This is a genomic window from Jutongia huaianensis, from assembly GCF_014384985.1.
Lineage (GTDB): Bacteria > Bacillota > Clostridia > Lachnospirales > Lachnospiraceae > Jutongia > Jutongia huaianensis.
Map to the genome: position 1 here is coordinate 75,566 of NZ_JACRSX010000003.1, position 13,908 is coordinate 89,473.

Sequence of the window (13,908 nt, forward strand, 5' to 3'; positions counted from 1 at the left end):
AAAGGAAAGGAGGACGCCGTCATGGAGCTTTTACTCACCAGAAAAGAAAATAAAATATTGTCTATTCTCGCCGATGAGAGACGGCTTCTCCAGATACACGCAGAGAACATGGAAGAGGATCCGAGGACGGCTGTAGTTGGTGATATTTACGTGGGAAAGGTTCGTAATGTGGTCAAAAATATCAATGCGGCCTTTGTGGAATTTGCCAAAGGTCAGATGGGATATCTTTCGTTAGGAGAAAGGGTAACACCTCTTCATACAGCCGGGGGCAGGCCTGATGATGGGCGGGTTCTCATTGGGGATGAGATCATTGTCCAGGTGAAACGGGAAGCGTTAAAGACAAAGCCGCCGGCATTGACCGGAGCCATCGACCTGACCGGCAGATATGTGGTGCTTACCGTAGGAAAAAGCGGATGCAATGTCTCCAAAAAGATCAAGGATAAAGAAAAGAGAACATATCTGCTGGAGCTTTTAGGAGAATATCAGCAGGAGGGCTTTTTGCTGATTGCCAGAACAAACAGTGCCGGGGCATCGGAGGAGACTCTCCGGCGGGAGATTGCAGGGCTGCTGCGGCGTTATGAGGCAATCTGTAAAGACGGAATGCATAAGGTGGTGTTTAGCTGTCTGGAGCAGGCACTTCCGGCGTATCTTGCAGATATCCGGGATGGCTATGCCGCTGAGGTGGAGAGGATCGTGACGGATGATCCGGAGATTTACGGTCAGGTGTCCGGGTATCTGACAGAAAATGATCCCGGTCAGATTGAGAAGCTTGCATTGTGGGATTCGGCACATGGAAAGCTGGATGCGGTTTATAACGTCACTAAGACGCTGGAACATGCCATGATGCCAAAGGTATGGCTCAAAAGCGGTGCATATCTTGTGATACAGCCTACAGAGGCTCTGGTGTCCATTGATGTCAATACAGGAAAGGCAATTTCCAAAAAGAAAGATGTGCAGAAGACCTTCTATAAGATCAATGTGGAGGCGGCCAGAGAAATTGCAGCGCAGCTTCGTCTGCGTAATCTGTCCGGAATCATACTGGTGGATTTTATTGATATGGAATCAGAGCAGGATCAGAAAAGTCTGCTGGAGCTTTTGCGGCAGGAGGTCCGGAAGGATCAGGTACAGACAACCGTGGTGGATATGACAAAGTTGGGATTGGTGGAAATTACACGCAAAAAGGTTCGTAAAAGTCTTTATGATCAGATAAAAGAAAGGCAGGGTGAGTGATTTGACACAGGATGAGATCATTATCAGAAAAGGAATTGTACATATTCTGGATGCAGAACTGGGATATCCTGTATTTTCCGAAGAGCTTTTAGATTTGTCACCGGATACAAACGATTTCTTTCGTGGATTAATATATAAAATTATGTCCGGAGATGAGATGAAGAAATGCTTCTTTGATGGATTTGAAGAAAGCAGTGAATTTACGGAAGAATCTGGTGCTGCTGAGACGGAGGAGATGCCCTGGGAGAGTGACGGGGCCGATCCGGATAAGCAGACAGGGGAAAGCGCAGAATCGGTGGATTTTCTCATGGAAGCCGGAGGTGTTGAAGCAGACGGGCTAGAGACGGCAGAGAGCGTGTCTTATGCGCAGACGGATGTCTATGCCCTTGTGAAGGAGTTTTCTGAGGATAATATGGTGGAGGACAGCAAAAAGCTTGCCAAAGCATTATATGATATTATGAATGCCAATGTGACGATTCCATCGGCGGATTTTGCGGTTGTGACCTTTCAGGTACACTCTGTCCAGTATTTGGGACTGCTTAAAATGAACTATAAGGAAAGCTATGTGCACATGACACAGAACGAAGAGGGACGAAATGTTAATCAGATCATCCGCTATCGTTCCATGCTTCCTTCTGCGACGACGAAACTGTCAGAGGCAGTGATCATTGATCTGTCTGATTACAGTGTACAGGTCATCGAGAAGAAATATGAGATCAATGGAAGTAAAGTAAATTATCTGTCGGAACTTTATCTGCATTGTCATGCGGCAATGTCCTCCAAGACGAAGCTGGACATAGTGGTCAATGCGGTGAAGCAGGTGAATAATAAGCATTATTCGGAAGAACCGGTAAAGCAGTTAGAAGCAAAACGTGTGATCAAAGAGGAGATGGAAGAGACCGGTACAGTCAGTGTGGAAAAGGTCAGTGAAAAGCTTTACGGGGATGTGCCGCAGATCAAGGAAGAGTTTGACAAAAAAATGGAAAAGTACCATATGGAGACGGCGGAGGTAACACCACAGAGTGAGCGCACCACCAAAAAATTTGAAAAGCAGTACCTGAAAACGGACACCGGCATTGAGATCAATATTCCGATGGAGCAGTATCAGGATGCGGATCAGGTGGAGTTTATCACGAATCCGGACGGAACGATTTCCGTTTTGATCAAGAATATTAACAAGATCACGACAAGGTAAATATAGATGCTATAAATACTATAGTTAATTTATGGATAGTTTGATATTTCAAAAATAAAATGGAAAAATTGGAAAGGCACAGGGATTCATATGTTTCGCTTATGGGCAAAAATATTTAAGGATAACAGGATGCTTCAAGATCTGACAATCTGCGATGACAGCCGGGAGAAAAACAGAACAAAAAAGGTGTTTGATGCGGTGGATGAGGTGTGTTATGCCTTTGATCTGAGCCGGCCGATCTGGCTGGATTCCAATATTAAAGAATTTCAGAGGGTGGATAAGACACGGTTCCGGAAGGATAATTTTATTGATGATATTGAATTTGACTTTCTGGAAATACATGTCATTGAGGAAGATGATACTTATTGACAATAACAGCAGTGAAGATAATTTATGATGATTTGGGTGGCGGGGATAGAAAGCTTTCTGTTCTGTAAAAATACGGGGCGGAGAGCTTTTTCTTTTTGATCATTCCGACTTTACTTTTCCCGTCCCTCGTGGTAAAATGGGCGTTGACGAGCAGCACAGACAATCGCAGCTGCAGGTGCCGAAAGGCCGCAGGTGAGGAAAGTCCGGGCTTCACAGGGCAGGATGCCGGATAACGTCCGGTGGAGGTGACTCCCAGGCCAGTGCAACAGAAAAGAACCGCCAGATTCGTCTGGTAAGGGTGAAAAGGCGAGGTAAGAGCTCACCGCGTCTCCGGTAACGGAGATGGCTGTGTAAACCCCATCCGAAGCAAGACCGAACAGGGACCATACGGCGGCCCGCCGTGTTCCGGGTAGGTTGCTTGAGACTGCCGGTAACGGCAGTCCTAGATAGATGATTGTCTGATACAGAACCCGGCTTACAGTGCTGCTCCTTATTGATTGATAGAAAACGGAGAGATAAAGATATGGCACTGACACCAATGATGCAAAAGTATCTGGAAACGAAGGAGGAATACAAGGATTGTATTCTTTTTTATCGTTTAGGGGACTTTTATGAGATGTTTTTTGACGATGCAAAGATCGTATCTAAGGAGCTGGAGCTGACCCTGACCGGCAAAAGCTGTGGACTGGAGGAGCGCGCACCTATGTGTGGCGTTCCTTTTCATGCTGTGGACGGTTATCTTGATAAGCTGATCAGCAGAGGATATAAGGTAGCTATCTGTGAGCAGGTGGAGGATCCGAAGCTTGCCAAGGGGCTGGTTAAGCGGGAGGTGGTCCGTGTAGCCACTCCGGGAACCAACCTGAATATGCAGGCACTGGATGAAAGCCGTAACAATTATCTTCTCTGTGTAGTATATACGACGAATGCTTATGGTGTATCCTATGTGGATGTTACCACCGGAGACTATTATGTGACCGAGTTTGATTCGGAAAACAAGCTTCTGGATGAGATTGGCAAGACCATGCCCTCTGAGATCATCTGCAACGATTCTTTTCTGGTGTCAGGAGTCGATCTGGAGGATTTAAGAGGACGTCTGAAGATTGTGGTATCTGCTATTGATCCCTGGCATTTTGATGAGGACCGCTGTGTGGACAGCCTTTGCCGTCATTTTCATGTGGGGTCTCTGGATGGACTGGGGCTTGCAGACTATTCCATTGGAGTGACTGCGGCAGGAGCCATCATGCAGTATCTGGAGGAGACACAGAAGATTTCTCTGGATCATATCACAACGATCAAGCCATATGTGCCAAACAGCTATATGCTGTTGGATAGGGCCACCAGAAGAAATCTGGAGCTTTGTGAGACCATGCGGGAGAAGGCCAAGAGAGGCTCGCTTTTCTGGGTGTTAGATAAGACCAGGACGGCCATGGGAGCGAGAAAGCTTCGTAATTCCATCGAGCAGCCGCTTTTGGATAAGGATCAGATCAACCGGCGTCTGGATGCCATTGAAACGTTAAATAATAATGCGATCTCCAGAGAGGAGCTCAGAGAGTATTTGTCTCCAATTTATGATCTGGAGCGTCTGATCAGCAAGATCAGTTACCGCAGTGCCAATCCGAAGGATCTGCTGGCATTCCGTCAGTCCCTTGCCATGCTGCCGCCGATCAAATATCTCCTGAACAGCTTTGAGGGGGATAAACTGCTTGCTTCTTACGGAAACGATCTCGATGATATGGCAGATATCTGCAGCCTGATTACGGATTCCATTGATGAGGATGCGCCTCTAACAGTTCGGGAGGGTGGCATGATCAAGGACGGTTACAACGAGGAGATTGATAAGCTTCGTTCTGCGAAAACCGATGGTAAGAAATGGCTTGCCGGGCTTCTGGAAGAGGAAAAGGAAAAGACCGGGATTAAAAACTTAAAGATCAAGTATAATAAAGTATTCGGTTATTATCTGGAGGTAACCAATTCCTTTAAGGATCTGGTGCCTGAGGACTGGATGCGGAAGCAGACTCTTGCCAATGCGGAGAGATATACCACACCAAAGCTAAAGGAGCTGGAGGATACGATCCTTGGGGCCGAGGATAAGCTGTATACCCTGGAATATAATGTGTTCTGTGAAGTCCGTGATACTATTTACGGTGAGATTGGCAGGATCCAGAAGTCGGCCAAGATCATTGCCGGAGTGGATATGCTGGCATCTTTGGCCGTGGTTGCGGAGCAGAATAATTATGTGCGCCCGGAGATTCGTAAAAAGGGTTTGATCGATATCAAAAACGGCAGACATCCCGTTGTGGAGAAAATGATCAAAAACGATATGTTTGTGGCAAATGACACATATCTGGACAATGACAAGCACCGGATCAGTATTATTACCGGACCGAATATGGCAGGAAAGTCTACCTATATGCGTCAGACTGCCCTGATCGTGCTGATGGCACAGATCGGCTCCTTTGTGCCTGCTGACAAAGCAGTAATCGGTATTGTGGACCGTATCTTTACCAGAGTCGGCGCCTCCGATGATCTGGCGAGCGGCCAGAGTACCTTTATGGTGGAGATGACAGAGGTTGCCAATATTCTCCGGAACGCCACCAAAGACAGTCTGATCATTCTGGATGAGATCGGCCGTGGCACCAGCACCTTTGACGGGCTGGGGATTGCATGGTCTGTCATTGAGCATATTGCAGATAAAAAGCTTCTGGGTGCAAAAACATTATTTGCAACCCATTATCATGAACTGACAGAGCTTGAGGGAAAGCTGGACAGCGTTGATAATTACTGCATTGCTGTGAAAGAGCAGGGAGATGATATCATTTTCCTGCGCAAGATCATCAAAGGCGGGGCGGATAAGAGCTATGGTATTCAGGTGGCAAAATTAGCCGGTGTCCCGGAAAACGTACTGAAGCGGGCAAGAGAGATCGTGGATGAGCTGAGCAATAACGACATTGCCGAGAAGGCGAAGGATATTGCAGTAGAGTACGAAATTCCGGACTATGAATATGGGATTGAACAGCAGACCAAAAAGCCGCGTAAGATAAGAAAGAAAACAGAGTCTGAGATTGAATCAGAGAAAATGGGACAGATTTCACTGTTTGACGGATATCAGCCAAATGTCAAAACAGATGATATTATTTATGAGCTGCATGATCTGGATCTGTCCACAACAACGCCGATCGATGCTATGAATATTTTATATAAGATGCAGACGAAGCTGCGGGAGAGGATGTAAACGCAGATAAAAGAACAATGTCAGGACGGCTGCCGGAAAAATTTTGTGCCTGCAGACGGATGTTTCTGGCAGAAAGGAATGTAGGAACGGAATGTCAAAGATACATGTTCTGAATCAGGATACCATTAATAAGATTGCTGCCGGTGAGGTGATCGAAAGACCCATGGCAGTGGTAAAGGAATTGACGGAAAATGCGATCGATGCTGATGCCAATGCGATCACCGTAGAGGTGAAGGACGGTGGTAAGGCACTGATCCGTATGACGGACAACGGAGTGGGAATGAATGAGGAGGATGTCCGGCTGGCATTTACGCCTCATGCCACCAGTAAGATTGATGATGCCGAGGATCTGCTCAGGGTATCGACGCTGGGCTTTCGAGGTGAGGCACTTGCCAGCATTTCATCTGTGTCACAGCTGGAGATGGTGACAAAGACCAGAAATGAGCTGATGGGCTGCCGCTATGAAGCGGACGGTGGAAAGGAGCGGACACTGGAGGCGGTGGGATGTCCGGATGGCACTACAATTCTGGTCCGTAATCTCTTCTTTAATACACCGGCGCGTTTGAAATTTTTGAAATCGTCCCCGACAGAGGCGGGATATATCAATACCCTGATCGAACGTCTTGCGCTGTCCCATCCGGATATTTCCTTCCGGTTTATCAATCAGAATCAGACAAAGCTTCATACTTCGGGAAATGGAAATTTGAAAGACGTCATATATCATATTTATGGTAAGGATATTACATCAAATCTTCTGGAGGTGGATGCCAGTGAGGTGAGCTGTCAGGTAAAGGGATTTATCGGCAAACCGATCATTTCCAGAGGCAACCGCAATTATATGAATTATTTTATTAACGGCAGATATATTAAGAGCTCTACAATTCATAAAGCGATTGAGGACGCTTATCAGCCGTATACTATGCAGCACAGATATCCATTTACAGTGTTGCATTTTACGGTTGCGCCGGAGCTGGTGGATATTAATGTGCATCCACAGAAAATGGAAATCCGTTTTTCAGATGCGCAGGGGATTTATCAAAGTGTTTATCATGCCATCAGCGAAGCATTAAAGCACAGAGAATTTATACCGGAAGTGTCTCTGGCGTCACCGGCTTCCCAACCTGTACCCAAAAAAGGACAGGCTACGGCAAAACCTGTTCGGGAGCCGGAGATGTTTGAAAAAAAAAGGATGCAGTCCGTCCAGATCCTGGAGGAGATCAAAAAACAGGATGAAATATTAAAACAGCAGGGGATAATGCGGGAAAGTGCTGTGTATGGAAAACAGGACAGAGCAGATGCTTCGAAAATAATGGATGACGTCTCAGATATGGAATCAACAAAAGCAGCCGGAAATGCTGTTCCGAATATCAGACAGACAGAAGAAGCCGTAAGTACTGCACCAAATATCGGACAGACAGAAGAAGCCGTAAGTACTGCACCAAATATCGGACAGGTAGAAATAGTCGAAAATATTGTTCAGAATACAGAACACACAAAGGAAGTAAAGTACAATGTCCATAATCCGGTACAGGAATCTTTCTTTGATAAAGGCATTCTTTCCGAACAGGCACAGAAGGAAGTGAAGATTATCGGACAGGTATTTGACACATACTGGATCCTGCAATATGACAATGCCATGTATATGGTGGATCAGCATGCGGCTCATGAGAAGGTGTTATATGAGCGGTTTATGAAACAGTTCTCAGAAAAAAAGCCTATGGTACAGCTTTTACAGCCTCCGGTTGTTCTGACACTGACTATGCAGGAGGAGCAGGCAGTGAAGGAGCATATGTCCGTCTTTGAGGAACTGGGGTATCAGATTGAGCCTTTTGGAGGCAGAGAATATGTAGTGAATGGTGTTCCGGCGCATTTGCCACAGATTGGCAATGAGGAGTTATTAAAGGAGGTCATTGATGCCATGGTGGATGAGCATTCCAGACCGACACCGGATATCTTAAAGGACAAGATCGCGTCCATGTCCTGCAAGGCAGCTGTGAAAGGAAATAACCGCCTGCCAAGAGAACAGATGGAGGAGCTTTTACGGGAGCTTATGACGTTAGAAAATCCATATCATTGTCCTCATGGGAGACCAACTATGATTAAGATGACCAAAACAGAGCTGGATAAGAAGTTTAAACGGATAGTATAAAATGGGGAAAGGAAAAGTATGGAAGCTTGTAAGAAAAAAAAGAAGCCGTTGATCATTCTGACGGGGCCTACTGCTGTGGGAAAAACGGCTTTGTCCATAGGATTGGCAAAGGCAGTGGGAGGAGAGATCATTTCTGCGGATTCGATGCAGGTATACAAAGGGATGGATGTTGGTACGGCAAAGATTACGTCGGAGGAAATGGACGGCGTGACTCATTATCTGGTGGATGAACTGGAGCCATGGGAGGAGTTTAATGTCGTTGTTTTCCAGAGACTTTGTAAAAAATATATGGAACGGATCTATTCCAAAGGAAAGATTCCGATTATTGTAGGAGGAACCGGATTTTATATCCAGTCGGTTCTGTATGACATTGACTTTACAGAGAATGAGGCAGATACCTCTTATCGGCAGATGTTGGAGCAGAAGGCGGAGAATGAGGGGGTGCAGAAGCTTCATCAGGAGCTTGCCCAGGTAGACCCCGAATCGGCAGAGCAGATCCATCCCAATAATGTCAAGAAGGTGATTCGGGCATTGGAATACTATCAGCAGACCGGGCAGAAAATTTCAGAGCATAACGAAACGCAGAGGCAGAAGGAATCCCCGTATGATTTCATTTATTATGTGTTGAGCCTTCCAAGAGAAATCTTATATGAACGTATTAACAAACGGGTGGATCAGATGCGCCGTGATGGTCTGATCGAAGAAGTAAAGCAGTTGGAAGAGCGCGGCTGTACCCGTGAGATGGTGTCTATGCAGGGGCTTGGATATAAGGAAATTCTGGATGCCTTTGCCGGAAAATGTACAATGGATGAGGCGTTTGAAAAGATTAAGCTGGAAACAAGACATTTTGCAAAAAGACAGTTTACATGGTTTCGACGGGAGCGTACCGTAACATGGCTGGAGAAAGAACAATATAACAGCGAAGACGCACTGCTTGCGTATTGTGTTGATGAAATACAGGAGCGGTTTCGGATCTGACGGAAAACGGAAGAAATAAGAGAAAAAGAGAAAAGAGGAAGAAAAAATGGAATTACAGGATTGGTACAAAGAAGCGGGAATCAGTGAGAAGGTTTATGATTTTTGCAGCAAAATAGAGGCAGGACTAAAGGAACGGTTTGAGGCGATTGACCGGACTGCGGAATATAATCAGATGAAAGTACTTCGGGCAATGCAGAAGCATAAGGTTAGTGCAGGCTGCTTTGAATCCTCTACGGGATATGGTTATGATGATCTGGGCAGAGAGACGCTGGAGGATGTTTATGCCAGTGTATTCGAGACGGAATCAGCCCTGGTCAGACCACAGCTTACCTGTGGAACCCATGCCCTTACTGTGGCACTTTCTGCTAATCTGCGGCCGGGGGATGAGCTCCTTTCTCCGGTAGGAAAGCCTTATGATACGCTGGAGGGTGTGATCGGAATCGGAGATAATGCGGCACCGGGCAGTCTGAAGGAGTTTGGTGTTGTTTACCGACAGGTGGATCTGAAGGAGGACGGAAGCTTTGATTTTGAAGGGATCCGGGAGGCTTTAAACGATCGGACAAAGCTTGTAACGATTCAGCGGTCCAAGGGATATGCTACTCGTCCGACTCTTTCCGTGGCACGAATCGGCGAATTGATCTCTTTTATCAAGTCCATTCGCCCGGATGTGATCTGCATGGTAGATAACTGTTACGGTGAGTTCGTAGAGCGGATCGAGCCGACACAGGTGGGAGCAGATATGTGTGTTGGTTCCCTGATCAAAAATCCGGGAGGCGGACTGGCGCCGATCGGCGGTTATATCGTAGGACGGCAGGATCTGATCGATATGTGTGCATACCGTCTGACTGCACCTGGCCTTGGAAAAGAGGTAGGGGCAACTCTCGGTCTGAACCGTTCTTTCTTCCAGGGATTTTTTATGGCACCATGTGTAGCGGCCTCTGCGTTAAAGGGGGCAATTTTTGCGGCAAATATCTATGAACGTCTTGGTTTTCAGGTTGTTCCAAACAGCACGGAATCCCGCCATGATATTATCCAGGCGGTCACTTTGGGGTCTGCAGAGGGTGTGATCGCATTCTGTAAAGGGATTCAGTCGGGATCGCCGGTGGACAGTCATGTGGCACCGGAGCCGTATGCGATGCCGGGATATCACAGTGATGTCATTATGGCGGCAGGTGCGTTCGTACAGGGGTCTTCCATAGAACTTAGTGCAGATGGTCCGATCGAACCGCCATATGCTGTATATTTCCAGGGAGGTCTGACCTGGTATCATGCGAAATTTGGCATTATGATGTCGGTACAATATATGGAAAATGAGCATTTATTGTCATTATAGTAAAAGAGATATGTCGGATTTCATAAAAATATCACGAATAAATCACAATTCTATTAGAAGATGGTTCTATACAAAAATAAGAATTTATGATACTATGTAATTTGATACGTTTGATGGGGGAAGCCTTCGGACAGGAGGCATAAATGAAAAAAAACGAACGTGATCATAAGGAAAAACAGGCAGTGGAGGTCATTCGGATGAAGGAGCTTCCATTGTCCGAAAGACCATACGAGAAGTGTGTCCATTATGGACCGGAAGTACTTTCTGACAGTGAGCTTCTGGCGGCTGTGATACGAACCGGCAGCCGGGGAGAAAAGGCTGTGGATCTGGCAGAACGTGTGTTGTGTCATTTGCCGGGAAAGCATCTGGGAGGACTGTTTCACATTTCCATGGAGCAGCTTCAGGAGATACATGGCATCGGTATGGTAAAGGCAGTGCAGTTGAAATGCATGGCAGAATTCACGAAGCGCATGGTGCGGTCCAGTATGCCGGCAGAGAAGCTTAAATGCAATGAACCGGAGCAGGTGGCGGCATATTATATACAGCAGATGCGTTTTTTAGAGACAGAGCAGGTACGTTTGCTTGTTCTGGATGGCAAAAACGCCCTGTCGAAGGAGATTGTGATTTCCAACGGCTCCTTTAATGCATCCGCCGCTGCACCGAGGGAGATCTTTTATAATGCCCTGAAGCATAAGGCAGTCAATATTATTTTACTGCATAATCATCCGTCAGGGGATCCGACACCCAGCAGAGAGGATATGCTGATGACAAAGCGTATTCAGGAAGTGGGACATATGATCGGCATTGAGCTTCTGGATCACATTGTGGTCGGGGATAATCGATATATCAGCTTTCGGGAAAGCGGGTATTTGTAAAACAGACATAGATTGAATTACCGGAAGGGAGTATTCCAATGGCACATAAAACGTATGGTATTGATTTTGGAACAGGTACAGTCAAGGTATATAAAAAATCAGACGGTATCATCCTGAATGAACGCACGGTGGTGGCGACAGTGGGGAAGGGACCACAGCAGCGTCCGGTGGCGATCGGCGATAAGGCATATGAGATGTTTGAAAAGGTTCCGCCCAATATCAAGGTTTCATTTCCTTTGGAAAATGGTGTGATCTCTCACATGGGAGATATGATTTCTTTGTGGAATTTTATGCTGGAAAAGTTATCCGGCAAGCGCAAATTGAAAAATGCAGATTTTTATATCGCGGTACCTGCGGATATCCGTGAGGTGGACAAAAACGCATACTCCAGAGTTGTTTCCGAGGGAGAAAGCAAGCCGCATAAGGTGTTTCTGATCCATAAACCCATTGCAGATGCGCTGGGGCTTAATTTGGACGTGGAGAATTCCAGAGGGATTATGATCGTAAATGTCGGAGCAGACACTACGGAGATTTCTGTGCTGTCGTTGGGAGGTATTGTAGTATCGAAGCTGCTGCCCTATGGTGGTAATTATTTTGATGAGCAGATTATAAATTATATCCGTAAGGAGCATAATTTTGTCATAGGCAGAAAAAGTGCGGAACAGATCAAGAAGTCACTGGTATCTGCTGTCCCGGTGGATGAAAAGGTGACTGTTGTGGGAAGAAATGTTGTGAAGGGACTTCCCGGTGAGGTGACGGTTGCATCCTCAGAGATATTCCCACTGGTACAGGGAGTGTTTATGACCATTTCTGCTGCTGTAAGATCTATGTTGGAACGGACTCCGCCGGAGATTGCATCAGAGATTGCAGAGAAAGGAATTTATCTGACCGGAGGATCCTCGTGGATCCGTGGTATGGATCAGCTTGTGGCCAATGAGACAAGATACCGGATCAACACCACAAAGCATGCACAGAGGACTGTGGTTTCCGGACTGGGTTATCTGGCAGAGCATCCGAAGACTGCCGCCAGATACAGCATCCCATTGAAAAGCACCAAAGATTAAAACCGGCAGAACCGGGGTATTTGTGTACATATTATGATGTGAAGGAGTTGTAGGAATGCGTAAACGGACAAAAATTACCATGGATCCGAAATATATATTGATGATGATTGCGATCGTTTGTGTTGCTTTGATCATTGTATCCTTTCGATTTCAGGACAAAATGACACCGATCCGTACAGCGGTGGGAAGTATTGTTACGCCGATGCAGCGCGGAATCAATAAAATTGGTCTGGTGGTGGCAGATGGAATGGACTATGCCACGACTGTCAAAAAACTAACCAGGGAAAATGATTCCCTCAAAAAACAGGTGGATGATCTGTCAGCGCAGAATCGTCTGTTGCAGCAGGATAAATATGATCTGGATAATTTCCGTAAGCTTTATGATCTCGACGAAAAGTATTCAGATTATCCGAAAGTGGCAGCTCATGTCATCAGCAGTGATGGCAACTGGTTTAACAGCTTTGTGATCGACAAGGGTTCCAATGATGGTCTGAAGGTTAATATGAACGTACTGGCAGGGGATGGTCTGGTAGGTATTGTGACAGAGGTTAATAAATCATACGCAAGAGTACGCTCCATTATTGATGATGAGAGCAGTGTGACCGGATCTTTTCTGAAAACATCGGATATGTGCTTTGTAAACGGTAATTTGAAGCTGATCAATAAAGGTATGATCGATATTTCCGGAATTCCGGCTGACGCAGAGATTAAGAATGGTTATGAAGTGGTTACTTCGCCGGTCAGTGACAAATATCTTCCGGGCATTCTGATCGGTTATGCCAGAGATATCGAGACAGATTCGTCCAATATTACACAGTCGGCACATCTGACACCGGCAGCGGATTTTTCAGGACTTGATATGGTTCTGGTTATCACAGAAGTAAAAGATTCCGGTGATTTGGAGGATATTTTAAATTGAGACGATATATTTATCTTTTATTGTTAAATATCATATGCTTTGTACTTCAGGCCTCGGTATTTAGCCATCTTCATCTTGGGGGGGTATCCCCAAACATACTGATCATGGTGACAGCGGCATTCGGTCTGATGTATGGCAGAAAGCTTGGAATGTTTTCCGGTGTTGTAGGCGGACTTCTGGTGGATGCCATGTTTAATTCTGTTATTGGTCTGACCATATTGATCTATGCGTTTATCGGGTATATCAATGGAATGCTCAACAAGTTGTATTTTAAGGACAAGCTGTATATTCCGGCACTGACGATTGTTTTTAGTGATCTTGCTTATGGTATCCTTTATTATGTCTGCCGTTTTATGCTGCGGGGACGTATGGATTTTCCGTTTTATCTGTTGCATGTGATGATTCCGGAGGCTATTTATACATTGATCGTTGGCCTGTTGGTTTATCTGATCATGCGCCGCATCAAAACATATTTTAATCCGGAAGAAAAGGTCTCTCTGGAGGAGCATATTGAGATGGATCGGGAAAAGATCATTTAACAGGAAACGGGTATGAAAGAAAAAG

The 13,908-nt window shown here is 45.9% G+C and carries 11 protein-coding genes and 1 other RNA gene; all 12 read left to right on the forward strand.

Annotated features, from left to right (window positions below):
* Positions 1-21: 21 nt before the first annotated feature.
* Positions 22-1,230, forward strand: coding sequence for a ribonuclease E/G (locus tag H8704_RS03795; RefSeq protein ID WP_249297404.1), 1,209 nt, complete (start codon positions 22-24; stop codon positions 1,228-1,230).
* Positions 1,223-2,425 (forward strand): nucleoid-associated protein, encoded by a 1,203-nt coding sequence (locus tag H8704_RS03800; protein ID WP_249297406.1) that lies wholly within the window; start codon positions 1,223-1,225, stop codon positions 2,423-2,425. Before H8704_RS03795 ends, H8704_RS03800 begins: the two co-directional genes overlap by 8 nt.
* 90 nt (positions 2,426-2,515) lie before the next feature.
* The gene (locus H8704_RS03805) at positions 2,516-2,794 is read left to right on the forward strand and encodes a hypothetical protein (protein WP_249297407.1); all 279 of its coding nucleotides are present in this window, start codon (positions 2,516-2,518) and stop codon (positions 2,792-2,794) included.
* Positions 2,795-2,941: 147 nt separating this feature from the next.
* An RNA gene (gene rnpB / locus H8704_RS03810) (RNase P RNA component class A) lies at positions 2,942-3,288 on the forward strand.
* A 29-nt stretch (positions 3,289-3,317) separates the two neighbouring features.
* Complete coding sequence (gene mutS, locus H8704_RS03815; protein ID WP_249297409.1) at positions 3,318-6,026, forward strand: DNA mismatch repair protein MutS; 2,709 nt, start codon at positions 3,318-3,320, stop codon at positions 6,024-6,026.
* A gap of 91 nt (positions 6,027-6,117) precedes the next feature.
* On the forward strand, positions 6,118-8,175 hold the full coding sequence (mutL, locus tag H8704_RS03820; protein WP_249297411.1) for a DNA mismatch repair endonuclease MutL: 2,058 nt from the start codon (positions 6,118-6,120) through the stop codon (positions 8,173-8,175).
* Positions 8,176-8,193: 18 nt separating this feature from the next.
* Positions 8,194-9,153 carry a tRNA (adenosine(37)-N6)-dimethylallyltransferase MiaA gene (miaA, locus tag H8704_RS03825; RefSeq protein WP_022464767.1) on the forward strand — a complete coding sequence of 320 codons (960 nt, stop codon included), beginning with the start codon at positions 8,194-8,196 and terminating at the stop codon, positions 9,151-9,153.
* Between the two features lie 46 nt (positions 9,154-9,199).
* Positions 9,200-10,486 (forward strand): methionine gamma-lyase family protein, encoded by a 1,287-nt coding sequence (locus tag H8704_RS03830; RefSeq protein ID WP_022464768.1) that lies wholly within the window; start codon positions 9,200-9,202, stop codon positions 10,484-10,486.
* Positions 10,487-10,629: 143 nt separating this feature from the next.
* Positions 10,630-11,361, forward strand: a complete 732-nt coding sequence (radC, locus tag H8704_RS03835) for a RadC family protein (protein WP_249297412.1) — start codon at positions 10,630-10,632, stop codon at positions 11,359-11,361.
* A 38-nt stretch (positions 11,362-11,399) separates the two neighbouring features.
* The gene (mreB, locus tag H8704_RS03840) at positions 11,400-12,425 is read left to right on the forward strand and encodes a rod shape-determining protein (RefSeq protein ID WP_118676943.1); all 1,026 of its coding nucleotides are present in this window, start codon (positions 11,400-11,402) and stop codon (positions 12,423-12,425) included.
* A gap of 55 nt (positions 12,426-12,480) precedes the next feature.
* The gene (gene mreC, locus H8704_RS03845; protein WP_022464771.1) at positions 12,481-13,344 is read left to right on the forward strand and encodes a rod shape-determining protein MreC; all 864 of its coding nucleotides are present in this window, start codon (positions 12,481-12,483) and stop codon (positions 13,342-13,344) included.
* Positions 13,341-13,883: a rod shape-determining protein MreD gene (mreD, locus tag H8704_RS03850; RefSeq protein WP_022464772.1), complete on the forward strand. Its 543-nt coding sequence runs from the start codon at positions 13,341-13,343 to the stop codon at positions 13,881-13,883. The genes mreC and mreD overlap by 4 nt, the downstream gene beginning before the upstream one ends.
* Positions 13,884-13,908 lie beyond the last annotated feature (25 nt).

Excerpts from the sequence above, each read along its gene's own strand:
- mutS (WP_249297409.1), top strand. The coding sequence starts at position 3,318 with ATGGCACTGACACCAATGATGCAAAAGTATCTGGAAACGAAGGAGGAA.
- mreB (WP_118676943.1), top strand. The coding sequence starts at position 11,400 with ATGGCACATAAAACGTATGGTATTGATTTTGGAACAGGTACAGTCAAG.
- radC (WP_249297412.1), top strand. The coding sequence starts at position 10,630 with ATGAAAAAAAACGAACGTGATCATAAGGAAAAACAGGCAGTGGAGGTC.
- miaA (WP_022464767.1), top strand. The coding sequence starts at position 8,194 with ATGGAAGCTTGTAAGAAAAAAAAGAAGCCGTTGATCATTCTGACGGGG.
- mreC (WP_022464771.1), top strand. The coding sequence starts at position 12,481 with ATGCGTAAACGGACAAAAATTACCATGGATCCGAAATATATATTGATG.
- H8704_RS03830 (WP_022464768.1), top strand. The coding sequence starts at position 9,200 with ATGGAATTACAGGATTGGTACAAAGAAGCGGGAATCAGTGAGAAGGTT.
- H8704_RS03805 (WP_249297407.1), top strand. The coding sequence starts at position 2,516 with ATGTTTCGCTTATGGGCAAAAATATTTAAGGATAACAGGATGCTTCAA.
- mutL (WP_249297411.1), top strand. The coding sequence starts at position 6,118 with ATGTCAAAGATACATGTTCTGAATCAGGATACCATTAATAAGATTGCT.
- H8704_RS03795 (WP_249297404.1), top strand. The coding sequence starts at position 22 with ATGGAGCTTTTACTCACCAGAAAAGAAAATAAAATATTGTCTATTCTC.